A 22768-nucleotide genomic window follows, 5' to 3' on the forward strand; every position below is an offset into this window, starting at 1 on the left:
GGCCCGCCGCGCCCCGATCCGTCACGCCCCGGTCCGCTGCCGGCCACTCCGGTGACCCGGGTCGCCCGGCCAGCCGACCGGCCGCCGGCCGCCGGGTGCCCGGCGGCCCGGTCAAGCGGACCACCGCGCCGCATCCCAACCGGTTCACCGGCCGGGCCACCGTGCTGCTGGTGGTGCTGGTCGCCCTGGCGCTGGCGTACACCTATCCGGTGCGGGTCTATCTGGCCCAGCAGTCCGACATCGCCCGCATCGAGCAGGCCCAGCAGGCCCAGCGCGAGCGGATCGCCGAGCTCAACGCGCAGGCCGAGCGCTGGCAGGACCCGGACTTCATCCGGATCGAAGCGAAGCGCCGGTTCTACATGGTCTACCCGGGCGAGGTCCCGTTGCTGGTGCTGCACGATCCGGACGGTGCCGCCCGCGACTCGGGCGAGCCGGTCGAGCCGGCCGGCGAGCGCGACGGCCCGGCTGGCCCGTGGTACGACACGCTCTGGTCGAGCGTGCAGGCCGCCGACGCGGAAGGTGTCTCTCGGTGAGCGAACCGGTGAGCGAAGCAGCCGACGAACGCGATCTCGCAGCCGACGAACGCGATCTCGCGGCGGTCGCCGCGCAGCTCGGCCGGCCGCCGCGCGGTACTCGGGCGGTCGCCCACCGCTGTCCGTGCCAACTGCCCGACGTGGTCGAGACGGTGCCCCGGCTCGCCGACGGCACGCCGTTCCCGACCCTGTTCTATCTCACCTGCCCCCGGGCGACGTCGGCCTGCAGCCGGCTCGAATCGGCCGGACTGATGCGCGAGTACGCCGCCGAGCTGGCCGAGAATCCCGAGCTCGCCGCCGACTACCGGGCGGCTCACGAGGACTACCTCGCCCGGCGGGAGGCGATCGGTCACGTCCCGGAGATCGCTGGCGTGTCGGCCGGCGGCATGCCGGGCCGGGTCAAGTGCCTGCACGTCCATCTGGGTCACGCGCTCGCCGTCGGGCCCGGCGTGAACCCGATCGGCGACCGGGTGCGGGAGCTGATCGGCCCCTGGTGGGCCGGCGGCCCCTGCGTACCGCCGCCGGAGTCGGACTAGGTGACCGGCGTGACGGATCCCGGATCCGATGCCGAGCTGGTCGTCCGGCGGGCCCAGACCCGCGATGTACGGGGCATCCGCCGGCTGATCGACCTGTACAGCCCGGACCGTCGGCTGCTCAGCAAGGCCACGGTCACGCTGTTCGAGGACGTCCAGGAGTTCTGGGTCGCCGAGCGGCCGGCGGACGGGACGATCGTCGGCTGCGGCGCGCTGCATGTGATGTGGGAGGACCTGGCGGAGATCCGTACCGTCGCGGTCGACCCGCAGTGCCGGGGCCGGCGGATCGGGCACCGGATCGTGACGGAGCTGCTCGCCGTCGCCCGTCAGCTGGGCGTGGCCCGGGTGTTCGTGCTCACCTTCGAGACCAGGTTCTTCGCCAGCTTCGGCTTCGTCGAGATCGACGGGGCTCCGGTGCCGGCCCAGGTCTACGAGCAACTGCTGCGTTCGTACGACGAAGGTGTTGCCGAGTTCCTCGGGCTGGAGCGGGTCAAGCCGAACACGCTGGGCAATACCCGGATGCTGCTGCACCTGCGCTGACGTGCTGCTGCACCCGCGCTGGCCGGCACCCGCACCCGCGCCCGACGGCGTCGGCCGCCGGCCCGGCAGCCGCCGCGCACCCGGTACGGTGTCCGGTGTGGCGACGCGGGTGGCGGGGATCGACTGTGGCACCAACGCGGTCCGGTTGCTGATCGCGGACCTGCCGGACCTGCGGCAGCCGGCGAACCCCGGGACCGGGACCGGGACCGGCCAGGCCACGGAAGCCGGCTCGCCGGCCGGGTCGGCCGCCGCGCCGCTGACCGACGTGGTCCGCCGGATGGAGATCGTCCGGCTCGGGGAAGGCGTCGACCGGACCCGCCGGCTCGCCCCAGCCGCCATCGAACGGACCCGGCAGGCCCTCACCGGGTACGCCGCCGAGCTGGCCGCACACGGCGTCGATCGGGTGCGGATGTGCGCCACCTCGGCCAGCCGCGACGCCGACAACGCCGACGAGTTCGTGGCGATGGTGCAGGCCACCCTCGGAGTGACCCCGGAGGTGGTGACCGGTGACGAGGAGGCCTGGCTCACCTTCGCCGGGGCGGTCGGTGGGCTGGCGGCCACCGTGCCGGCACCGTACCTGGTGGTGGACATCGGCGGCGGGTCCAGCGAGTTCGTCGTCGGCGCCGACACGATGCACCGGGCGGTGTCGGTGGACGTCGGCTGCGTACGGATGACCGAGCGGCACCTGCTTTCCGATCCGCCGACCGCCGCCCAGATCGCGGCCGCCGAACGCGACATCGCGGCGGCGGTCGACCGGGCGTTGTCGGTGGTGGCGGGTCCGGACCGGTCCGGACCGCCGCCGACGCTGGTCGGGCTCGCCGGGTCGGTGACCACGGTGGCCGGGATCGCGCTGCGGCTGGACAGCTACCGGGCGGACCAGCTGCACCACGCCCGGATCAGCTACGACCAGGTGGCCGAGGTGACCGCCGACCTACTCGCCATGCCGGTCGGGCAGCGGCTGCGGATCCCGGTGATGCACCCGGGCCGGGCCGACGTGATCGCCGCCGGTGCCCTGGTGCTGCGGATCGTCATGGAACGCGCCGACGTGTCGTCGGTGGTGGCCAGTGAGCACGACATCCTGGACGGGATCTGCCTGAGTTTGCGGTGACCGGCAGACGTACCGCAGCTCACCAAGAGGCGTACGCCACCCTCCGCGTGCCTTCCCCGGCCTCACGGCGCGTGTCAGGCTACCCGGACACGTGCCCCACTGCGCGCCAGCCAACGATGACTGACCGACAGGAGGACCCCCATGGGCGAGATGGTGAGCTACCGCAGCAACGGCGGGACCAGCGAGGGATACCTGGCCCTGCCACCGGCACCCGGGGAGGGCGGCGCGGCGGGCGCCGCACCTGCGGTCATCGTGATCCAGGAATGGTGGGGGCTGGTGCCACACATCACCGCGGTCGCCGACCGGCTCGCCGAGGCGGGGTTCGTGGCCCTCGCCCCCGACCTCTACCACGGCGTACAGGCGACCGAGCCGGACGACGCCCGCCGGCTGCTGATGGGCCTGGCGATGGACCAGGCGGCCAAGGACATCGCGGGCGCCGCCGAGTACCTCGCCGGCCGCGCCGAGTCGGCGGGCGACACCGTCGGTACGGTCGGCTTCTGCGCCGGCGGTAGCCTGGCGCTCTGGTCGGCCACGCTGACCGGGCGGATCGTCGCCACCGCCGGGTTCTACCCGGCGCTGCCCTGGGAGCGGATGCGTCCGGACTGGGCGGGCTACGCCGGCAAGTCGGCGATGATCCACTGTTCGGAACAGGACGGCACCTCCGCCGCCGACGGAATCCAGCAGGCCAAGGGCTACATCGAGGCGGCCGGCGGGGGTTGCGTGGTCTACGACTACCCTGGCACCCGGCACGCGTTCTTCAATGACGACCGGCCGGAGTCATACGACGACGACGCGTCGACGCGTGCCTGGGCGCGGACCTTGGAGATGTTCCGGACCCGACTCGGCTGACGCCGCGGCCGGCCGGTCTCGGTCTCGCGGTGCGTCGTCCGCTGGCCGACCGACGTCGGAAGGAGCCGTGGTGACCGGTACCGCAGCCGACGAGACCAGCGTGTCCGAGGTGATCAGTGCCAGCGCGTCCGAGGTGACCAGCGCGGCGGCCCGGGTGCCGGACCTGCCGGCGCTGGACCACGCGATAGCCGGCTGCCGGGCCTGCCCTAATCTGGTCGCCTGGCGGGAAGAGGTCGCCGCGACGAAGCGTGCGGCGTTCCGCGACCAGACCTACTGGGGCCGTCCGGTCCCGGGCTTCGGGCCGCCGGACGCCCGGATCGCGATCCTCGGACTGGCGCCGGCGGCGCACGGCGGCAACCGTACCGGTCGGGTCTTCACCGGCGACCGCTCCGGCGACGTGCTGTTCGCCGCCCTGCACCGCGCTGGGCTGGCCAACCAGCCGACCAGCGTCGCCGTCGACGACGGTCTGCGGCTGTCGGACACCCGGGTGGTGGCCGCGGTCCGCTGCGCCCCGCCGGCGAACCGGCCCACCCCGGCCGAACGGGACACCTGCGCGCCCTGGCTGCACCGGGAGATCGCCCTGCTGAGACCGACGCTGCGGGTAGTGGTCGCGCTCGGCGCGTTCGCCTGGGCCGCGTGGTGGCCGGCGATGACCCGGGTGTACGGGCGACGACCGCCCACACCCCGGCCGGTGTTCGGCCATGGGGCACACTGGTCGGGCGGCGGGGCGGTGCCCGACGTGCTGGGCTGCTACCACGTCAGCCAGCAGAACACGTTCACCGGACGGCTCACACCCGCCATGCTCGACGAGGTGTTCACCGAGGTGAATCGCCTGGCGGGGCGGACTTGACCGGGCCGAGACGACCACTGGAGGACTCGAGGGGGCACCCGCCGGCAATGGATTCCGCGGCTATCCGCAGGCTGTGGCCACTCGCCGCCGTCGCCGTACTGCTCGCGCTGACCGCGGTCGCGGCGGCGAACTCCACCCTGCCGGTCGGCCGCACCGACGCCACCGTCGAACGGGACATCCCCGCGCTGCCGGACTACCAGCAGCCGCAGACGGCACCGACGTACCAGCCGCCGCCGGACGACTTCGCCGCCGCCGATCAGCAGCAACTTCCGTCCTGGATTCCGCTGGTCGCCGGGGCGCTGTGCGGCCTCGCCGTGCTGGTCGTCGCCGGCCTGCTGCTGTGGACCCTGCTGCGCGACGTGGTGCGGCGCCGACCCCGGTCGACCGCAGTCGGTATCCGCCGGCGGAGCACGTCACCGCCCGGCCCGGCCAGCACGGCCGAAGTGGTCGCCGCCGTCGACGCCGGCCTGGTCGAGCTCTCCGCCGCCGACGCCGACCCGCGTCGGGCGGTGATCGCCTGCTGGGTACGCCTGGAGCAGGCCGCCGCCGCGGCCGGCACCCCGCGCCAGATCGGTGACACCCCGACCGATCTGGTCACCCGGCTGCTCGCCGGACACGAGATCAGCGCCGAGGTGCTGTCGGCGTTCGCGGGCGTCTACCGCGAGGCCCGCTACGCCCGACACGACGTCGACGAACGAACCCGGGAGCAGGCGCGGTGGGCGCTGCGCCGGCTGCGTACCGAGCTGACCGCCGCGGTCGGCCCCGGCGAAGGTGAAGGCGAAGGCGGGCCGGCCGGTGAGTGACCCGCAGACCAGCATCGACGACCTGCTCTACCACGACGAGGAGACGCCGCCCCGCGAGCGTCGCCCACCCGGCCGGTTTCGGTCCTGGCTGACCGCGCTGGCGCTGGCCGCCGCCGGCACCGCTGCCGTGCTGTTCGGGCTGCGGCTGTTCAGCCTGACGGTGCCGGTCGAAGCGGTCTTCGCCGGCTGCCTCGCGCTGGTGCTGCTGCGCCGTACCGTACGGTCGGTCGCCGCCCCGCCCCCGGTCAAGCTGCGCCGGGTCGGCTCCGACCCGGAGGACGGCAGCTACGTCTTCGGTAGCGAGGACGGCCTGCGGGAGGCGGTCGGCCGGTGGGAACGCCGGCTGCGGGCCGGTCAGGGCGACGCGGGCCGGTTCGCCGAGGTGACCCTGCCGGTGCTCGGCGAGCTGGTCGACGAGCGGCTACGGCACCGGTACGGGCTGACCCGGGCCACCGACCCACAACGGGCCCGGGAGATCTGCGGGGACGAACTGTGGAACTTCCTGAACACCCCGGCCCGGCGTAAGCCGTCGGCCAAGGACTGCGCGGTGTTCGTCAGCCAATTGGAAAAGATTTGACGGTTCCTCGCGGCTGAAAGCCGGAGGTTCCACGGAAGGAACTCGATGAACGACGTGGCGGCAGCCCCGACCACCGAGGTCAGCCGGCTCGCACACGCCGTCCTGGACTCGGTCGGCACCGTGCTGGTCGGCAAGCGGGACGCGCTGGAGCTGGTCCTCGCCGGCATTCTCGCCGGCGGGCACGTGCTGCTGGAGGACCTGCCCGGGCTCGGTAAGACGTTGACCGCCCGGTCGTTCGCCCAGGCGTTGGGGCTGGACTTCCGTCGGCTGCAGTTCACCCCCGACCTGCTGCCGGCCGACGTCACCGGTTCGTTCCTCTACGACCAGCGCAGCGCCGACTTCACCTTCCGGGCCGGTCCACTGTTCACCAATCTACTGCTCGCCGACGAGATCAACCGGACACCGCCGAAGACCCAGTCGGCGCTGCTGGAGGCGATGCAGGAGAAGCAGGTGTCGGTCGAGGGGGTCACCTACCGGCTGGAGGCGCCGTTCCACGTGCTGGCCACCGCCAACCCGATCGAGTACGAGGGGACCTACCCGCTGCCCGAGGCGCAACTGGATCGGTTCCTGCTGCGGGTCTCGTTCGGCTACCCCACCCACGAGGAGGAGTGGGAGGTACTGCGTCGGCGCATCTCCCGCCGCCAGGAGGAGACCGAGCTGGCCGCCGTGGTGGACGCCAACGGGCTGCGCGCCATGCAGTCGGCGCTGGAGAACGTGGTGGTCGAGGACTCCATCGGCCGGTACATCGTGGCCCTCACCGCGGCCACCCGGGAACACCCGTCGGTCCTGGTCGGAGCGTCGCCCCGGGGTTCGCTGGCGCTGCTGCTGCTGGCCCGGGCCAAGGCGGTGCTCGCCGGCCGGGACTTCGTCGTGCCGGAGGACGTCAAGGAGGTCGCCGCCCCCGTACTGGCACACCGGATCACCCTGCGGCCGGAGATGTGGCTGCGCCGGGTGAATCCGTCGTTCGTGGTCGGCGAGGTGCTGGCTCAGACCCCGGCTCCGGCCAGCGGCGCACTGCCCAGCTACGGCGGCGGGTTCGGCTCACCGGGCGGCGCGGCGGCCGGCCGCCGCGCCGCGCCGTGACCGGCGGCGGCGAGTCATGACCGCCACGCAATGGCAACCGACCCGGGCGCTGGGCCGGGCGGTGCTGATCACCGGGCTGCTGCTGATCATCGGGGTGATCCTCGGCCGGGTCGACCTGGTCGCCCTGGCCGCCCCGTTCGCGCTGGGCACCGCGTACGCGCTGCGCCGCCGGCCGGCCGCCGCGCCGGTGCTGGACCTCGGGGCGGTCGACGCCAACCTCGTCGAGGGCAACCAGGTCGGTGCCCGGGCCGCCGCCGCCAACCCGGCCGACGCCGACTACGACCTGGTGGTGGTACGCGCGTTGGTGTCGCCGTGGCTGCGCATCGACGAGGTCGGGGTGCTGTCCCCGATCTCGATCGACGGCAGCCGTTCCGACGACGACCGGCCCGGCGACAGTCCGGGCGACGCCGCCGATCAGGCTGCCGGCGGTGGCCAGCTGCTGGTGCTCGAACGGTTGGCGGCGGCGGCCCGACCCCGGCCCAGTGGTGGGGTGCCGGACCGTCCGTTCGGTCTGGCGGTGCCGACCGGCTCGGCGGCCGGCTTCGAGCTGACCGGCGTGGCGCTGCGCTGGGGCCGCCAGCCGGTCGGGCCGGTCGCCGCGCGGGCGATCGCCTGCGACGGGCTGCTGTCCTGCCGGCCGGTGGTCGCCGAACCGGTCCGGGTGCCGGTCTACCCGGTGATCGACCCGTTCAACGCCGACGAGGCGATGCCCCGCGCCGCCGGGCTGGTCGGCGGGCACCGGTCCCGCCGGCCGGGGGAGGGCGGTGAACTGGCCGGGGTCCGCATCTTCGGCCCCGGCGACCGGCTGCGCCGCGTCGACTGGCGGGTGTCGCTGCGGGCCCGGCAGCTGCACGTCGCCGCGACACTGTCCGACCGCGACGCCGAGGTGGTACTGCTGCTCGACGTCCTCACCGAGGTCGGCCGCTCCGGTGGGGTGTCCGGAGGTGCGTCGGTGCTGGACACCACGGTCCGGGCGGCGGCCGCGATCGCCGAACACTACCTGCACCGCGGTGACCGGGTGTCGATGCTGGAGTACGGGCCGACGGCCCGCCGGCTCCGCCCGGCCACCGGCCGCCGGCAGTACCTGACGGTCCTGGAGTGGCTGCTCGACGTCGAGGTGCGGCCCACCCCGTACGAACCGTACGACCAGGTCTTCGGCCCGCAGCTGCTCTCCTCGGACGCGCTGGTCGTGGTGCTTACCCCGCTGGTGGACCCGCGTTCGGCGGAGATGCTGGCCCGGATGGCCCGGTCCGGGCGGATCGTCGTCGCCGTCGACACGCTGCCCACCACGGTGGCCTCGCCGCCCCGGCAGGGCCAGTGGACCGAGGTGGCGTACCGGCTGTGGCGGCTGGACCGGGAGAACACCGTCGGGCAGTTGCGCGAACACGGCGTACCGGTGGTGACCTGGGCCGGGGCTGGAAGTCTCGACCAGGTGCTGCGGGACGTGGCCCGGCTGGCGTCGGCGCCGAAGGCGGTGCTGCGATGATCACCGCGATCCGGGACCGGGTGGCGGCGGTGCGCACCGGATTCACCCGGGTCACCCTCGCGCCGGTGCTGCTGCGGGGCGTGGTGGCGGTCACCGCGTTGCTCGCGTTCGGGCTCGCGTACCCTGCCGAAGTCTTCCTCGGCCGGGCCGGCCCGGCGCTGCTCGCCGTCGCGCTGCTGCCGGCGTTGGCGCCGCGCGGGCACGCGCCGACGGTCACGATCCTGGTCGGGATCGGCGGCTGGGCGCTCGCCACCACCGGGTACGGGACTCCGGTGCAGCTGTGGCGGCTGTTGGCGGTCGGCGCGCTGCTGTACCTGACCCACAGTCTCGCGGCGCTGGCCGCCGCCGTGCCGTACGACGTGGTGCTGGCCCCCGAGGTCGTGGTGCGCTGGTCGACCCGGGTGGCGGCGGTGCTGCTCGCCTCGGCGGTGCTGGTGGTGCTGCTGATCACCGCCGCCGGCCGGACCGCCGGTCAGCCTTTCCTGCTCGCGGTGCTGGCCGGGCTGGTGGTGGCGGTCGGCGCCGTCGCCCTGCTCGCCACCCTGGGCCGGCGCCGCTGACCGTCCGGCGGTGTGGTCGGCGGTCGGCATGGTCGGCCCGCGTGCGGCGGCTCACACGGGCGTGCTCGGTCACATATCTGGCTTTCGAGGCGACGTCAAGAGGCAACCGGGAGGAAGATGGGGTACGTGAACAGGCAACGGATCCTTGTCGTCGGTGCCGGGCATGTCGGTCTCTACGCCGCCCTGCGCCTGTCCCGCAAGATGCGCCGGGGCGAGGTCGAGGTGATCGTGGTCGACCCGCAGCCGCACATGACCTACCAGCCGTTCCTGCCGGAGGCGGCGGCCGGCAACATCTCACCCCGGCACTCCGTCGTGCCGCTGCGCCGGGAGCTGCGCCGCTGCCACGTGATCGCCGGAGCGGTGACCCGGATCGAACACGCCCGCAAGGTCGCCGAGGTGCAACCCATCGTCGGGCCGCCCCGGGAGATCGGTTACGACCATGTGATCGTCGCCCCCGGTTCGGTGTCCCGCACCCTGCCGATTCCCGGCCTGCGGGAGCACGGCATCGGGTTCAAGACCATCGGTGAGGCGATCTACCTGCGTAACCATGTCCTGGAACGGCTCGATGTGGCGGCGGCGACCGCCGATGAGCAGGTCCGCCGGACCGCGTTGACGTTCGTCTTCGTCGGCGGCGGCTACGCCGGCATCGAGGCGCTGGCCGAGATGGAGGACATGGCCCGGGACGCGCTGCGCTACTACCCCGAGCTGAAGCCGGCGGACATGCGCTGGGTGCTGGTCGAGGCGACCCAGCGGGTGCTGCCCGAGGTCGACCGGGACATGGGCGCCTACACGGTGCAGCAGCTGGTCAAGCGGGGGATGGACATTCGGTTGGACACCCGGCTGGAGTCCTGCGTCGACGGGCTGGTGCGGCTCTCCGACGGCGACAGCTTCCCGGCCGACACGATCGTCTGGACGGCCGGGGTGAAGCCGTCGCCGATGCTCGACGCCACCGATCTGCCCCGCGACGAACGGCGGCGGATCAGCTGCCGGCCGACGCTGCAGGTCGTCGACGGCGACCGGACGGTCGACGGCGCGTGGAGCGCCGGCGACTGCGCCGCGGTGCCGGACCTGACCGGCCCGCCTGGGGCGTACTGCTCGCCGAGCGCCCAGCACGCGGTGCGCCAGGCTCGGACGATGGCCGACAACATCCTGGCGGTGGTCCGTGGGCAGCAGCCGGTCGAGTACCGGCACAAGCACGCCGGCAGCGTGGCCAGCCTCGGCCTGCACAAGGGCGTCGCCCAGGTGTACGGGGTCAAGATGACCGGGCTGCCGGCCTGGTTCATGCACCGTACGTACCACATGAGCCGGATCCCGTCGCTGAACCGAAAGGTGCGGGTAGTCGTCGACTGGACGCTCGCGCTGGTGCTCAAGCGTGAGGTGGTGGCGCTCGGGCAGCTGCACGACCCGCGTGAGGAGTTCCTCGGGGCGACCCCGCAACTCGACCAGTCGGGTGCCGCGCCGGCCCGGGTCAGCTGACCGGCCAGGTCCAGGCGTCGGCCACCCGCTGGCCCGGCCCGAGCAGGTCCTCGGTGGTCTGCCGCAGCTCGGCGGCGTGCGGGGTGTCGTCCACCAGCACCACGCAGTCGGCACCCCAACGGGTCAGGTCACGACGGGCCCGGGCGCGTTCCTCGTCGGTGATCTCCGGCACCTCGCCGGTCCGGGCCACCTCGGCGAGGATCTTCGACGTCGGCAGTTTGAACGTGCCCATCGAGGCGTCGCCGCCCGGGGCGTACGGGCCGATGAAGAACCCTTCCGGCATGCCGAAGGCGACCGTGGTCGCGGTGGCCCAGGCCATCGGCCACGGCTGCGGCGGGGTGGCCGGCGGCACCGGCACCAGCACGCCACCGGACGGTACGCAGGTCCGCCAGTGGCCGCCGACGATGAACTCCGGCAACGGGTCGCGGTCCATCGCTGGTAGCGGGGCCGGCACGACCGGGAGCAGCGCTACGGCGACGACGGCCGGGACGGCCAGCCGGGCCGGCCGCCGGCCGAGCCGCAACGCCCGGTCGACGGCGAGGGTCAGGATGACGGCGATCAATGGGATCACCGCGAGGGCGAACCGCATCGGCAGCGCGCCGTCCACCACCGGCATCCCGTCGAGCAGGGCGTACGGCCCCGGGACGTCGGTCTTGGCACCGTTGACGACGATCCGTGGGCCGAGTGAGAGCCCTGCCATCAGCAGCGTCCCGGCGGCGCAGGCGACGACCACCGGTCGCCGGATCAACCAGGCGGTGGCGGCGACCGTGACCAGCACCAACGGCCAGCCGAGGAAGGTGTTGTACTCAGCCGGTCCGGTGGTCAGCTCGGCGGCGGCCGCCGAACCGGCCACTGACAGCTCGGACACCGCCGGCCAGCTGGCCAGATCAGCCGAGAAGTACGCCGGGTCGAACACGCCGTCGGAGACGCCCTGCGGCCCGGCGAACTGGAACCACAGCGGATACCCGAGCAGCAGCACGCCGACGGCCACGGCGACCAGCATCCCGGCGACGAAGTTCGGCAGGATCCGCCACGCGTACCGGGGTCTGGTCGCGGCGAACGCCGCCGCCATGATGATCAGCGTGACGGCGGTGAGGAAGAGCACCTCCTCGCCGACGAACACCTGGACCGCGACGACCACCCCGAGCCAGCCGCCGGAGGTGACGATCCGGCGGCGGTCGGGCCGACCTGCCGGCCCGAGGATCCGCCCGCCGGGTGTCGAACCGGTCGGGTCGGCGGCCCGCATGATCCGGATGAGCAGCCACACCATGACCGGGATCAGCCACAGCGCGGTCATGTGCAGGTGGCTGTTGCTCTGCGAGACCATGCCGGGGGCGAACCCGCAGAACGCGCCGCCGGTCGCCGCGGCCAGCCGGTGCGCGCCGAGGGGCCGGGCGAACAGGAAGTAGAACGCGATCGCGCTGGCGGCCAGGTTGCCGGCGACCAGCAGCGCGAAGCTCACCGGGGCGCCGAAGAGTACGGTGACCGGGGCCATCAGAAAGCCGAGCGCGATGACCGTCGTGTTGGCCATCAGGTTCACCCCCTCGGGGGCGTTCAGCCGGTCACTGAGCAGGCCGAAGTCGCCGAACAGGAGCCGCGCGTCGCTGGCCAGGAACCACTCGTACAGGGTCTGGTCCTCCGGGTTGAAGGCCAGCAGATGGGCACCGGGTGCGGGCCAGAGCTGGTGGGTCAGTAGGCCAGCGAACAGGACGAAGAGCAGGCACACCAGGGCGTCCACGCGGTGGCCGCGAGCCGCCGCGGCGATCCGGGACCACCGGGAGCCGGCCGTCGAGGGCCCGTCGGGCCGGGGCGGAACGGGGCCGGTGTCCTGCGCTGCGGTTGCTGAGCGGCTCACGGATCGCACCCTAGTGCCGTCGGCCGGCCGGGCTGCGTCCGGCTGGGCGCGACCCGCTACCGTGACATCTGCCGTCGCGTACCAGCGCGTGGCGTGTCGGCGATCGGTCCGACCGGGCGCAGCCCGGCCGACCCGCCGGCCCGGGTGGTGGAATGGCAGACACGGCTGCCTTAAAAGCGGCTGCTGAAAAGCGTGCGGGTTCGATTCCCGCCCCGGGTACCTCGGCGTCACCTGGTGCCCTTCGAGGCCCGGTGCCACCGGCCGGAGCCCGCCGGCGGCCGGCGGTACCTGCACAGTGTCGATCGAGCCGTCTACCCTTGACTCACACCATCGTGTGACAACCCCCTGAGGGAGGCTGGACAGTGAAGACATCCAACCCGGTCCTGGCCCGGCTCGGCCAGGCGGCCGAGCGGGAGCGGGCCACCGGGTACGCCCCTGCCGGTCCCTACGGGCAGCCCGGCACCGGGCAGCCATATCCGACGCAGGCCGGGCACCCGGCCGCGCCACCCACCGTCGCGCCGATGACGGTCGACGACGTCGTCGTCAAGACCGTCACCCTGCTCGGCATCACCGGGCTGTCCGCGGCGGCGGCCTGGGTACTGGTCCCCGACTCGCTGCTGTTCGGCGCCTGGATCGGCGCCGCGATCGTCGGTCTGGTACTGGGGCTGGTCATCTCGTTCTCCCGGGTCGCGAACCCGGCGCTGGTGGTCACCTACGCCGTCGTCGAAGGTGTCTTCGTCGGCCTGGTCAGCAAGTTCTTCGAGGTGGTCGCCGGCTACCAGGGCATCGTCCTGCAGGCGGTGGTAGCCACCTTCGGTGTCTTCTTCCTGATGGCCGCCCTCTACAAGATGAAGGTCATCCGGGCCACCCCGAAGTTCACCCGTGGCCTGATCGCCGCGATGGTCGGTGTCTTCGCGGTCATGATGATCAACCTGGTGTTGTCGCTCTTCGGCGTCGACACCGGGCTGCGTAGTGGCGGTCCGGTCGCCATCATCTTCAGCCTCATCTGCATCGTGATCGCCTCGCTGAGCTTCGTGTTGAGCTTCCACGAGGTCGAGGAGGGCGTCCGGCTCGGCCTGCCGCAGCGCTACTCCTGGACCGCGGCGTTCGGCATCCTGGTCAGCCTGATCTGGCTCTACATCGAGATCCTGCGCCTGCTCAGCTTCTTGCAGGGCGACGACTGACCGTCCGTCCGCGCCGCGCCGTACTGTCGGCGCGGCGCGGTGCGTCGTCGCCGGCACTACACTGCGGCGGTGGCCGCAGCGCACCTGACCCGCCTGGTCGACCTCCTGGTCCGGCAGGTGGCCCACTGGGAACAGCCCCGATGGGCGGCGGGTGACGGCCATCGAGCGGACGATTTCCACGACCTGGTGCAGTACCTTGCCGACTTGGGCGCGGTCGCCGAAGGGCGGCCCGGCCGGCAGGTACCCCGGCTGAGCCGGGACACCGCGCTGCCCGACCAGTTGCGGGTGGTCGCCGCCGACCTGATCCAGGTGGCACCCGACCCCGCAGTGCTGGAATCGGCGGCGGCTGCGGCGCGGCGGCTGCGCAGCCGGCTCGAAACGCCCTGACCCGCCACCGGGGCACCGGCAACGCGCGGCCCGACCGGCACCTGGCCCGGGCCGGTGCGGGGTGCGGTCAGTGGTACGTGGTGGGTCAGCGGTGCGGGGCGGTGTTCGCCGCCGCGAGTACCGCCGGAAGCAGCGCGTGCGCCCAGATGCGGTACCCGTCGGCTGACGGATGGTAGCCGTCATGGCAGTAGGTGTTGGGGTCGGCACGAAACACCGCCCCGGTCTCGCTGGCCAGGTCGACCACCCTGGCGCCGGCGTCCCGGCCGGCGCGGGCCTGGGCCCGGGCGGTCCGCCGCCCGAGCAGCCCGGCGAGCTGACGCAGCGGCGGCGCGATCGCCCGGGCAGCGCCGAGATCCGGGCAGGTGCCGACCACCACCTCCGTCCCGGCGCCGCGCAGCCGGCGTACCGCCGCGGCGAGATGAACCGCCGACTCGCCGGGCCGACGCAGCGCGGTCGCGTCGTTGGTGCCGATCAGAACGACCGCCACGTCCGGTCGTTCGCCCAGCAGCGCCCGGGCGACCTGGGTGGCCAGGTCCCGTGAACGGGAGCCGGCCACACCGACGCTGGACAGCAGGACCCGGCGCCCGGTGACCGCCGAACCGCCCTCGTACTCGGCGAGCAGCCGGGCCAACTGGCCGCCGACCGTGTCGGCCACCCGGTCCACCCCCACGCCGAGGGTCACCGAATCGCCGAGCAGCACCAGCCGCAGCGGCGCGCCGCCGGCTGGACCGAGCGCCACTCGTACGGCCAGCCCCAGCTCCGGCTGGGCGTACCGGCGGTGCCGGGCCAGCATCGCCTCCCCGACCAGCAGCGCGGCGCTGCCCACCGCACCGGCGACGACCGCGGCGGCGGTGACCTGGCCCATCCGTACAGCGATGTTTCTCGACGTCACGGCGGTCACCTTCCGTCGGTACGGTTGCGGTCGGGCACGGTCAGTCCTGCGGTCCGGCGGTGGACAGGCCCACCCGCTGATCGGAGGATACGGCCGACTCGCGGTGGTCGCCGTCCCGATCGCCGCCCGGTGGACCGAACAACCGGTTGAGCGCGGCGGCCTGCCAGGATCGGCCGGCGAACCTCGGCCGACGGCGCAGCCGGGCCCAGCGGCCGGCCGGACCGCGTTCCCGGCCGGCCACCCGGGTGCCGCGGACCTCGGTGCCGGCGTGGCGGACGGCCTCGTGGGCGGCCTGGGGCAGCGTCCGCACCTTCTCCCGGCCGGCGACGACACCACGCGAGGCGGTGCTGGCGCCGAGCGCGCCGAGCGCCGCCGGCAGCAGGACGGCGGCGGCCATGGCGTATCCCTCGGCCGAGGGGTGGAACCGGTCCCAGGAGTAGAGCCGGCCCGGCTCGGCGGCGAACCGTGGACCGAGCAGGTCGCCGAGGGAGACCGTCCAGCCGCCGGCCTCGACCACCGCGACGGTCTGCGCCGCGGCGAGTTGTCGGCTCCAGCGACGGGCCAGCCAGCGCAGCGGCGGTTTGATCGGCTTGATCGCGCCCAGATCCGGGCAGGTGCCGACGACCACCTCGGCCCCGGCCGCGCGCAGTTGCCGTACCGCGTCGACGAGGTGCCCGACCGCGACCTCCGGTGGGGTGCGGTGGGTGACGTCGTTGCCGCCGATCAGGATGACCGCGAGGTCCGGTCGCAGCTCCAGCGCCGCCTCCACCTGCGGGACCAAACCGACCGACCGGGCACCCACCACCGCCAGCCGGTGCAGCCGGACCGGCCGCAGCTGCCGGCGGGAGATGCCGGTGGCCAGCAGCGCGCCGGGGGTCTCCCGGGGGCGGTGCACGCCGTAGCCGGCGGCCGACGAGTCACCGAGCACCACCAGGGTCAGCGGCGGTCCGGGCAGCCGGGAACCGTACACCCCGTCGCCGCGTGGCGGCGGTGCCTCGGCCAGCGGGATGATCCGCCGGGCCTGCTTGGCCTGCCCGTAGAGGGTGCCGGCGGTGGCCGCCGCGGCCGCCGCGGCGGCACCGGCTCCGAACGCCGCCAACCGGACGGCCCGCATCGCCACGGTCCGGTCGGCCGGACGTCTCCCCGCGCCACCCGTGCCCATCGCGCCCCCCCGACTGCGATCCGCTGCTGCCGTCGTGCTAGGTCCTTCGAGATTATCTCGGTACGCGGCGCCGGGCTCGGCTCGATTCTGGGCCGGGTCCACCGGCCCGGGGACGCGTGTCCGGCGACAGTTGCCGATCCCGGGCATCATGGAGGGCAGGGCACCACAGGTCGGCGACCGGGTACGGTCGGCGGCCGGTGGGCACACAGACATCCGGCAGGCCCGGTGACGAGGAGGTGGCCGCGATGGCCAGGACACTCAAGCGGGCGGCGGCGTTCGCGGCGCTGGGGCGGGCGCTGACCGCGGGCGCCCGCGGCGGTCCCTCACTGGGGCGGCGGTTGGCGGCGCTGCCCCGGATGATCCGGGCCACGATGCGCGGCGACTACGACGGCGGCCTGCGGCTGGCGTTGATGACCGCGGCCGTGGCCTACGTCGCCTCCCCGTTCGACCTGGTGCCGGAGGCGATGCTGCTGATGCTCGGCATCGTCGACGACGCGCTCGTGGTGACCTGGCTCGCTGGCAGCGTGCTCGCCGAGACCGAACGCTTCTTGGACTGGGAGGCCCGGCGCGAGTCGGTCGTGCCCGGTCAGGTGGTCAGCTGACCGGCCGGCGTCCGACCGGCCCGCGCCGCTCGCTGTCGCTGACCGAGGTGCCCGGGCACCAGTAGGCTGATCGCGACATACTCCACCGCCGGCAGCGGGCTGTTGTCGGCTGACGACCTCAACCCGACGATGGCGCCTCGCCGGCGTCAGCAGAAGGGCACAACGAGGTGCGTTACCACGACAGCGTTGTCGATCTCATCGGCGACACCCCGCTGGTGCGGCTGCGCAACGTCACCGCGGGGATCTCCGCGACGGTGCTGGCCAAGGTCGAGTACTTCAACCCGGGCGGCTCGGTGAAGGACCGGATCGCGCTGCGGATGGTCGAGGCCGCCGAAGAGGCCGGGCTGCTCCGGCCCGGCGGCACGATCGTCGAGCCGACCAGTGGAAACACCGGCGTCGGTCTGGCGCTGGTCGCGCAGCTGCGCGGCTATTCGTGTGTCTTCGTCTGCCCCGACAAGGTCAGCGAGGACAAGCAGAACGTGCTCCGGGCGTACGGCGCCGAGGTCGTCGTCTGTCCGACGGCGGTTGCGCCGGAGGACCCCCGCTCCTACTACCAGGTGTCCGACCGACTGGCGGCGGAGATTCCCGGCGCGTGGAAGCCGGACCAGTACGCGAACCCGGCGAATCCGCAGTCGCACTACGAGGGCACCGGGCCGGAGCTGTGGACACAGACCGAGGGACGGATCACCCATTTCGTCGCCGGGGTGGGCACCGGAGGGACCATCTCCGGGGTGGGCCGCTACCTGAAGGAGGTGTCCGGCGGCGCGGTGCGGGTGGTCGGCGCCGACCCGGAGGGCTCGGTCTACTCGGGCGGTTCAGGGCGGCCGTACCTGGTCGAAGGGGTGGGGGAGGACTTCTGGCCGCAGACCTACGACCGGTCGGTCTGCGACGAGATCGTGGAGGTCTCCGACCAGGAGTCGTTCGAGTTGACCCGCCGGCTGGCCCGGGAGGAAGGGCTGCTGGTCGGTGGCTCGTGTGGGATGGCGGTCGCGGCGGCGTTGCGGGTGGCCCGCCGGGCCGGGCCGGACGACGTGGTGGTGGTGCTGCTGCCGGACGGCGGACGCGGCTATCTGTCGAAGATCTTCAACGACGAGTGGATGGCCCGGTACGGGTTCCTGGGGGTCGAGGCGGCGGAACCGACCGTCGGCGACGTGCTGGCGGCGAAGCCGGGTGGCCTGCCGGAGCTGGTGCACGTGCACCCGACCGAAACGATCCGCGACGCGGTCGACTACATGCGCGAGTACGGCATCTCGCAGCTGCCGGTGCTCAAGGCGGAGCCGCCGGTGGTGACCGGCGAGGTGGCCGGGTCGATCGCCGAACGGGATCTGCTGGACGCGCTGTTCAGCGGCAAGGCGCAGCTGCACGACACGATTGAGCGGCACATGGCCGAGCCGCTGCCCATGGTGGGCGGTGGCCAGCCGGTACGCGATGCGGTGGCGTTGCTGGCCGGCACCGACGCGGCCCTGGTGCTGGTCGACGGCAAACCACGTGGGGTGATCACCCGCCAGGACCTGCTGGCGCATCTAGGAAAGTCTGGCCGATAGTCGCACAGTGTGTCCGGTTGATCGCTGGTGGCTGGGGTTGACTAGGGCCATGGAAGCGCTGCCCCGGCACGGTCCGCCACCGGGGCAGGCGACCATGGTGCTTCACCACTGCGGTGACCCCGGGCGCCCGCCAGCATCCCGGGGTCCCGCACTGTTGCCCGCCCACACCGATCAACCGGCACGCCTCCGCCGGTTGAGCGCCTTCGGCCAGGCGTTTTCCCCCGGTTAGGGCGGGCAGTGCTGGGCGAGAGTGCGGGGCTGGACGGAACCCCCGCAGCAGCGGTCCCGTACTCTCGCCCGGCCGTCAGCAGCGGCGGCGCGGCGGTCAGCCCTGTGCGGCGGCCGGTGTCGCCGGCTCAGCTGCGGCGACCGTGAGATCGCGCGCATAGCGCAACTGCGGAGTCGGCACCGGCCCGAGCCAGCCGTCCCGGCGGACCCCGTCCGGGTGCCAGCCGCCCGCTTCGTAGAAGTCCCGGGCCCGGTGGTTGGCCGCGTACACCCAGAGCGCCGCGCGACGGCACCGGCGTTCGCGCATCGTGTCGAGCGCGTCGCGGATCAACGCCCGGCCGACGCCGCGGCCCTGGTGCCCGGGATCGACGTGGATCGCGTACAGCTCACCGGTGGCCGGCTCGCCGTCCTCGTGCGGCCCGACGTAGGTGAACCCAATCAGCCGCCCCTGGTGTTCGGCGACCGTCAGCCGATGCGTGTCGCGTTCGTGGCTCCACCGCTCGACCCACCACCGCGCCGTGACGTCGGCGCCGTAGGTTTCCAGCGCGTCATCCGGCACGATGCCCTGGTACGCGCTGAGCCGGGACCGGTGGTGCAGGTGACCGACCGGGGCGATGTCGTCGAGGATGGCCGTGCGCAGGGTGACCGCCACCCGGCCGAGCCTACCGGCATGAAACGACCCCCGGGGCTTCCGCGTCTTCGACGCGGACCGGCTGGACTGGGCCGGCACCCCGGGGGTCGGGTGGCTGTCGTGGATTCGCCGCACCGCTGCCACACGGTCTCGACGATCGGAGCTGTCGAGGACAGCGGCTAGCGGGCAGCCACCTCACGAGTCCTATAGCTATACAACGCTGGACCACCTCCTTTCCCGTGTACGGCCACGCTAGCCGGCGGCTACGGCGGCCGGCAACGATTTTTGCCGCCGACCCGGGCGACCGCGTGGACCTGCCTGGCCGGGCGACGGTGTCGACCTGGCCTGACCGGGCCGGTGACATCGACCGGAGATGACGAATAGTTACCTTGTACTTACTTTGAGTGGTTGATGACAATGATTGATTATGGTCTTAGCCCCGGATGGCTTCGGGTATCACCCCACTGGAGATCGGATGAAGTCGGCCCGAACTTGTCCAGCACGGCCGACATCTGCCATCGTCTTTGCCGGATGGTGTACTTGACCCCAGATCGTTGGTGTACATGGTGGCCGGTCGCTGGCATGCTGGTCGATGGGCCGCGAGGTCGGCGGGCTGTTACGCCGAATCGGTGTAGGTTCGGTCCAACGCGTCCACGCGCCATCCCCGCGGCCTCTGGTCAAGAGCGTCAGGGGCAGTCGAAAGTCAGGAAAGCGCGGCTGAGTTTTCAGCAGGTCTTCAATACACGTGGGCAGGCGGAATATGAGCGATACGGGTGAGACCCTGAGGAAGGCCCGGGAATCCGCTGGTGTCAGCCTGGCGAAAATGGCCGCGCTGAGCCACTTCAGCAAGGGTCACCTGTCGAACGTCGAGGCGGGGCGGCGGACAGCGACGGCCGACGTGGTGACCGCCTACGAGCAGGTCTTGGGGGACCATATGCAACGTCGGGGCCTGATCACCGGGCTCGCCGCCGCGGTGGTGGCACCGGCCGCCGTCTCCGAGTTGATCCACCGCGGCTTCACCGCGGCGCTCGGCGACCCGGCGGCCGAGGAACAGTGGCAGGAGCGGGCCGGCAATCTCGGCCGCGACTACATGTCCGTCGGCGCCGGTGAGCTGCAGGACCGGCTCGCGAGCGACCTCGTCGTGCTGCAGCAGCAACTCGGCTCCCCGGTGATGTGGGGACTGGCCGCCCGCTTCCTCAGCGTCTACGGCAAGACCACCGGGGAGGCGCAGGAAGCCGTCCGGTGGTACCGGCTGGCCGCGGTCAGCGCGGACCGCAGCGGCGACCGGAGCGTTCGGGTCTGGGTCCGGGGCCGCGCCGCGCTCGCCCTAGGCTACGAGGGCGCCGCCCTCGCGGTCGCGCAGGACCTGGCCGACCAGGCCCTCGCGTTGACCGACCGACCGTCGCTCGGGCGACTCAACGCGTTGATGGCCAAGGCGCACGTCGCCGGTGTCCGTGGCGACCGTACCGCCGCGCTGGTGCATCTGGACGCGGCCCGCCGGGTCTTCGACCAGACCGGTTCCGCCGAGCAGATCTCCGACTTCGCCGTGCCCGAGTGGCGGATGGCGATCTTCACCAGCATGCTGCTCGCCCGCCTCGGCGACCCGGCCGCGGTCGACGCCCAGGAGTGGGCAGACCGGACCCGGCCGGCCAGCCTGGCCCGGTTCGCCACCCACATCGAGCTGCACCGTGGGCTGATGCTGGTCAAGTCGGGCGACCGCGTCGAAGGGCTGCGGCACGCCCGATCGGCACTGGCGAGTCTGCCACCGGCCAAGCACAGCCAGTCGCTGCGGTTGATGCTGCGGGAGGTGGAGCGGGCCACCGCCTGATCGGCGACGGCCGGCTCCGGTTCAGTATCGGCGACGGCCGGCTCCGTCAGTCGGCGCTCCGGGCGACGCCCACCGGGCAGGTCATCCCGTTCGGCCCGTGGTTGCAGTAGCCGCCCGGGTTCTTGTGCAGGTACTGCTGGTGGTAATCCTCGGCGTAGTAGTACTCGCCGAGCGGCCGGATCTCCGTGGTGATCCCGTCCCGGCCGGCTGCGGCCACCACCGGAGCGAACGCCGTCCGGGAATCGGCGGCCTCGGTCGCCTGCTCGGCGTCGGTGGTGTAGATCGTCGACCGGTACTGCGTACCGACGTCGTTGCCCTGGCGCATGCCCTGCGTCGGGTCGTGGTTCTCCCAGAACACCTTCAGCAGGTCGGCGTAGCCGATCCGGGTCGGGTCGTAGGCCACCTGGACGACCTCGGCGTGCCCGGTCCCGCCGGAGCACACCTGCTCGTACGTGGGGTTCGGCGTCTCGCCGCCGGCGTACCCGACCGAGGTCGACACGACCCCGGGCAGTCGCCAGAACAGCCGCTCGGCCCCCCAGAAGCAGCCCATCCCGAAGACCGCCACCCGGGTGCCGGCCGGCCACGGGCCGGACAGCGGCGTACCAAGCACCGCGTGCCGGTCCGCCACCGGCATCGGCCGGTCCCGGCCAGGCAGGGCCTGCCCCGGTCCGGGCAGATTTGCTTTTATCGGTCGCAGGAACACCGTGCGACTCCTCTCGTTCGTGGCCTCTCGGACAACACCGCCGGGGGCCGGCTCGTTCCCGCCGGGGTACCCGCAGGTCGGGTGGGCATCCGTCCCACCGGCGGTGGCGCTCGGACCGATGGCCTAGCCTCGTGCCATGACATACGGGTTCGACACGGTCGCCATCCACGCCGGGCAGGAGCCGGAGGCCCGGACCGGAGCGGTCGTGCCGCCGATCCACCAGACCAGCACGTACGCCCAGGACGAGGTGGGTGTGCCCCGGTCGGGATACGAGTACAGCCGGTCGGCCAACCCGACCCGGGACGCGCTGCAGGAATGCCTGGCCGCGATCGAGGGAGGCCGGGCCGGGCTCGCCTTCGCCAGCGGTCTGGCGGCTGAGGACACGCTGCTGCGTACCGTCTGCCGGCCCGGCGACCACGTGATCATCCCGGACGACGCGTACGGCGGCACCTTCCGCCTGTTCGCCAAGGTCGCCGAACGCTGGGGACTGACCTGGACCGCCGCGCGGATCTCCGACGTCGACGCGGTCCGGGCCGCGGTACAACCCGGTCGTACCCGGATGATCTGGGCGGAAACCCCGACGAACCCGCTGCTCGGCATCGCCGACATCGCCGGGCTGGCCGCCCTGGCCCGCGACGTCGCGGCGCGGCTCGTGGTGGACAACACCTTCGCCTCGCCGTACCTGCAGCAGCCGCTGGCGCTCGGCGCCGACGTGGTGGTCCACTCCACCACCAAGTATCTCGGTGGACACTCCGACGTGGTCGGTGGCGCGCTGGTCACCGACGATCCGGAGCTCGCCGCCGAACTGGCCTTCCACCAGAACGCCATGGGCGCGGTGAACGGGCCCTTCGACGCCTGGCTCACCCTGCGCGGGATCAAGACCCTGGGCGTACGGATGGAACGGCACTGCGACAACGCCGAGCGGATCGTCGAATTCCTCGACCACCACCCGGCGGTACGCCAGGTGCTCTACCCCGGACACCGTGACCACCCCGGCCACGAGACAGCGGCCAAGCAGATGCGCCGGTTCGGTGGGATGGTCTCGTTCCGGGCGGCCGGTGGCGAGGCGGAAGCGGTGCGGATCTGCAATCGTGCCCGACTGTTCGTACTCGCCGAATCGCTCGGCGGGGTCGAATCGTTGATCGAACATCCTGGACGGATGACCCACGCGAGCGCCGCCGGCTCGCCTCTTGAAGTCCCCGGCGATCTCGTGCGACTGTCTGTCGGAATCGAAACCGTGGACGACCTGCTGGCCGACCTGGATCAGGCGCTCGGCTGAGGATCCGTCGGCGAGATCCGACGGGCGGGCCCATCCCGGGCCGGCCCGACACCAGGCGGGTCCGGCGACGGGTCC

23 protein-coding genes and 1 tRNA gene are annotated in these 22768 nt (G+C 72.8%); 19 read left to right on the forward strand and 5 right to left on the reverse strand.

Features of this window, described 5'->3' with window-relative positions; all coding sequences use genetic code 11:
• The 12 genes from ACFHWT_RS12435 to ACFHWT_RS12490 form a co-directional block, all read left to right on the forward strand.
• The coding region (locus tag ACFHWT_RS12435) for a septum formation initiator family protein (protein WP_416594758.1) at positions 1-533 on the forward strand (533 nt) is incomplete at its 5' end.
• Complete coding sequence (locus tag ACFHWT_RS12440; protein WP_416594760.1) at positions 530-1069, forward strand: DUF501 domain-containing protein; 540 nt, start codon at positions 530-532, stop codon at positions 1067-1069. The genes ACFHWT_RS12435 and ACFHWT_RS12440, both read left to right, overlap by 4 nt.
• A gap of 9 nt (positions 1070-1078) precedes the next feature.
• Positions 1079-1606: an amino-acid N-acetyltransferase gene (locus ACFHWT_RS12445; RefSeq protein WP_416594761.1), complete on the forward strand. Its 528-nt coding sequence runs from the start codon at positions 1079-1081 to the stop codon at positions 1604-1606.
• Positions 1607-1715: 109 nt separating this feature from the next.
• Positions 1716-2714: an exopolyphosphatase gene (locus ACFHWT_RS12450; RefSeq protein ID WP_416594855.1), complete on the forward strand. Its 999-nt coding sequence runs from the start codon at positions 1716-1718 to the stop codon at positions 2712-2714.
• A gap of 141 nt (positions 2715-2855) precedes the next feature.
• On the forward strand, positions 2856-3563 hold the full coding sequence (locus tag ACFHWT_RS12455) for a dienelactone hydrolase family protein (protein ID WP_278173881.1): 708 nt from the start codon (positions 2856-2858) through the stop codon (positions 3561-3563).
• Between the two features lie 109 nt (positions 3564-3672).
• Positions 3673-4413, forward strand: a complete 741-nt coding sequence (locus tag ACFHWT_RS12460) for a uracil-DNA glycosylase (protein WP_416594856.1) — start codon at positions 3673-3675, stop codon at positions 4411-4413.
• Between the two features lie 47 nt (positions 4414-4460).
• Positions 4461-5216 (forward strand): DUF4129 domain-containing protein, encoded by a 756-nt coding sequence (locus tag ACFHWT_RS12465; protein WP_416594762.1) that lies wholly within the window; start codon positions 4461-4463, stop codon positions 5214-5216.
• Positions 5209-5793: a hypothetical protein gene (locus ACFHWT_RS12470; protein WP_416594763.1), complete on the forward strand. Its 585-nt coding sequence runs from the start codon at positions 5209-5211 to the stop codon at positions 5791-5793. Before ACFHWT_RS12465 ends, ACFHWT_RS12470 begins: the two co-directional genes overlap by 8 nt.
• Before the next feature lie 45 nt (positions 5794-5838).
• A complete protein-coding gene (locus ACFHWT_RS12475; protein ID WP_416594764.1) occupies positions 5839-6876 on the forward strand; it encodes an AAA family ATPase in 1038 nt (345 codons plus the stop codon).
• Between the two features lie 16 nt (positions 6877-6892).
• Entirely contained in the window at positions 6893-8362 is a 1470-nt protein-coding gene (locus ACFHWT_RS12480) for a DUF58 domain-containing protein (RefSeq protein WP_416594765.1), read from the forward strand.
• A complete protein-coding gene (locus ACFHWT_RS12485) occupies positions 8359-8922 on the forward strand; it encodes a hypothetical protein (protein ID WP_416594766.1) in 564 nt (187 codons plus the stop codon). The genes ACFHWT_RS12480 and ACFHWT_RS12485 overlap by 4 nt, the downstream gene beginning before the upstream one ends.
• 126 nt (positions 8923-9048) lie before the next feature.
• A complete protein-coding gene (locus ACFHWT_RS12490) occupies positions 9049-10398 on the forward strand; it encodes an NAD(P)/FAD-dependent oxidoreductase (RefSeq protein WP_416594767.1) in 1350 nt (449 codons plus the stop codon).
• On the opposite strand, the gene ACFHWT_RS12495 is transcribed toward ACFHWT_RS12490, so the two are convergent.
• Positions 10391-12253, reverse strand: a complete 1863-nt coding sequence (locus tag ACFHWT_RS12495; RefSeq protein ID WP_416594768.1) for a hypothetical protein — start codon at positions 12251-12253, stop codon at positions 10391-10393. The two genes, ACFHWT_RS12490 and ACFHWT_RS12495, sit on opposite strands and share 8 nt — an antisense overlap.
• 138 nt (positions 12254-12391) lie before the next feature.
• On the opposite strand from ACFHWT_RS12495, the gene ACFHWT_RS12500 reads away from it, so the two are divergent.
• The 3 genes from ACFHWT_RS12500 to ACFHWT_RS12510 all read left to right on the forward strand — a co-directional run bounded on the left by ACFHWT_RS12500 (position 12392) and on the right by ACFHWT_RS12510 (position 13824).
• A tRNA-Leu gene (locus tag ACFHWT_RS12500) sits at positions 12392-12472 on the forward strand.
• Between the two features lie 143 nt (positions 12473-12615).
• Positions 12616-13437 (forward strand): Bax inhibitor-1/YccA family membrane protein, encoded by an 822-nt coding sequence (locus tag ACFHWT_RS12505; protein WP_416594769.1) that lies wholly within the window; start codon positions 12616-12618, stop codon positions 13435-13437.
• Between the two features lie 69 nt (positions 13438-13506).
• Positions 13507-13824 carry a hypothetical protein gene (locus ACFHWT_RS12510; protein WP_416594770.1) on the forward strand — a complete coding sequence of 106 codons (318 nt, stop codon included), beginning with the start codon at positions 13507-13509 and terminating at the stop codon, positions 13822-13824.
• An 85-nt stretch (positions 13825-13909) separates the two neighbouring features.
• Here the strand turns inward: ACFHWT_RS12510 and ACFHWT_RS12515 are convergent, their stop codons facing one another.
• Both ACFHWT_RS12515 and ACFHWT_RS12520 read right to left on the reverse strand, forming a co-directional pair.
• Positions 13910-14716: an SGNH/GDSL hydrolase family protein gene (locus ACFHWT_RS12515; RefSeq protein WP_416594771.1), complete on the reverse strand. Its 807-nt coding sequence runs from the start codon at positions 14714-14716 to the stop codon at positions 13910-13912.
• A 40-nt stretch (positions 14717-14756) separates the two neighbouring features.
• Positions 14757-15878 (reverse strand): SGNH/GDSL hydrolase family protein, encoded by a 1122-nt coding sequence (locus ACFHWT_RS12520; RefSeq protein ID WP_416594772.1) that lies wholly within the window; start codon positions 15876-15878, stop codon positions 14757-14759.
• Between the two features lie 245 nt (positions 15879-16123).
• Between ACFHWT_RS12520 and ACFHWT_RS12525 the strand changes: the two genes are divergently transcribed.
• Positions 16124-16480, forward strand: coding sequence for a YkvA family protein (locus tag ACFHWT_RS12525; RefSeq protein WP_416594857.1), 357 nt, complete (start codon positions 16124-16126; stop codon positions 16478-16480).
• Positions 16481-16647: 167 nt separating this feature from the next.
• Positions 16648-18024, forward strand: a complete 1377-nt coding sequence (locus ACFHWT_RS12530) for a cystathionine beta-synthase (protein ID WP_416594773.1) — start codon at positions 16648-16650, stop codon at positions 18022-18024.
• Positions 18025-18349: 325 nt separating this feature from the next.
• On the opposite strand, the gene ACFHWT_RS12535 is transcribed toward ACFHWT_RS12530, so the two are convergent.
• Complete coding sequence (locus ACFHWT_RS12535) at positions 18350-18904, reverse strand: GNAT family N-acetyltransferase (protein ID WP_416594774.1); 555 nt, start codon at positions 18902-18904, stop codon at positions 18350-18352.
• A 739-nt stretch (positions 18905-19643) separates the two neighbouring features.
• On the opposite strand from ACFHWT_RS12535, the gene ACFHWT_RS12540 reads away from it, so the two are divergent.
• Positions 19644-20711 carry a helix-turn-helix domain-containing protein gene (locus ACFHWT_RS12540; RefSeq protein ID WP_416594775.1) on the forward strand — a complete coding sequence of 356 codons (1068 nt, stop codon included), beginning with the start codon at positions 19644-19646 and terminating at the stop codon, positions 20709-20711.
• A gap of 46 nt (positions 20712-20757) precedes the next feature.
• Here the strand turns inward: ACFHWT_RS12540 and msrA are convergent, their stop codons facing one another.
• Positions 20758-21414 (reverse strand): peptide-methionine (S)-S-oxide reductase MsrA, encoded by a 657-nt coding sequence (gene msrA, locus ACFHWT_RS12545; RefSeq protein WP_416594776.1) that lies wholly within the window; start codon positions 21412-21414, stop codon positions 20758-20760.
• A gap of 136 nt (positions 21415-21550) precedes the next feature.
• Here msrA and ACFHWT_RS12550 point away from each other — a divergent pair, with 136 nt between their 5' ends.
• Complete coding sequence (locus ACFHWT_RS12550) at positions 21551-22693, forward strand: cystathionine gamma-synthase (protein ID WP_416594777.1); 1143 nt, start codon at positions 21551-21553, stop codon at positions 22691-22693.
• The last annotated feature ends 75 nt before the right edge of the window (positions 22694-22768 follow it).

The organism is Micromonospora sp. LOL_021 (assembly GCF_048060215.1).
Lineage (GTDB): Bacteria > Actinomycetota > Actinomycetes > Mycobacteriales > Micromonosporaceae > Micromonospora_E.

Bases quoted from the DNA above. Each gene is read 5' to 3' on its own strand.
- ACFHWT_RS12550 (WP_416594777.1), top strand. From the start codon at position 21,551: ATGACATACGGGTTCGACACGGTCGCCATCCACGCCGGGCAGGAGCCG.
- ACFHWT_RS12475 (WP_416594764.1), top strand. From the start codon at position 5,839: ATGAACGACGTGGCGGCAGCCCCGACCACCGAGGTCAGCCGGCTCGCA.
- ACFHWT_RS12520 (WP_416594772.1), bottom strand. From the start codon at position 15,878: ATGGGCACGGGTGGCGCGGGGAGACGTCCGGCCGACCGGACCGTGGCG.
- ACFHWT_RS12465 (WP_416594762.1), top strand. From the start codon at position 4,461: ATGGATTCCGCGGCTATCCGCAGGCTGTGGCCACTCGCCGCCGTCGCC.
- ACFHWT_RS12525 (WP_416594857.1), top strand. From the start codon at position 16,124: ATGGCCAGGACACTCAAGCGGGCGGCGGCGTTCGCGGCGCTGGGGCGG.
- ACFHWT_RS12485 (WP_416594766.1), top strand. From the start codon at position 8,359: ATGATCACCGCGATCCGGGACCGGGTGGCGGCGGTGCGCACCGGATTC.
- ACFHWT_RS12480 (WP_416594765.1), top strand. From the start codon at position 6,893: ATGACCGCCACGCAATGGCAACCGACCCGGGCGCTGGGCCGGGCGGTG.
- ACFHWT_RS12455 (WP_278173881.1), top strand. From the start codon at position 2,856: ATGGGCGAGATGGTGAGCTACCGCAGCAACGGCGGGACCAGCGAGGGA.
- ACFHWT_RS12540 (WP_416594775.1), top strand. From the start codon at position 19,644: ATGAGCGATACGGGTGAGACCCTGAGGAAGGCCCGGGAATCCGCTGGT.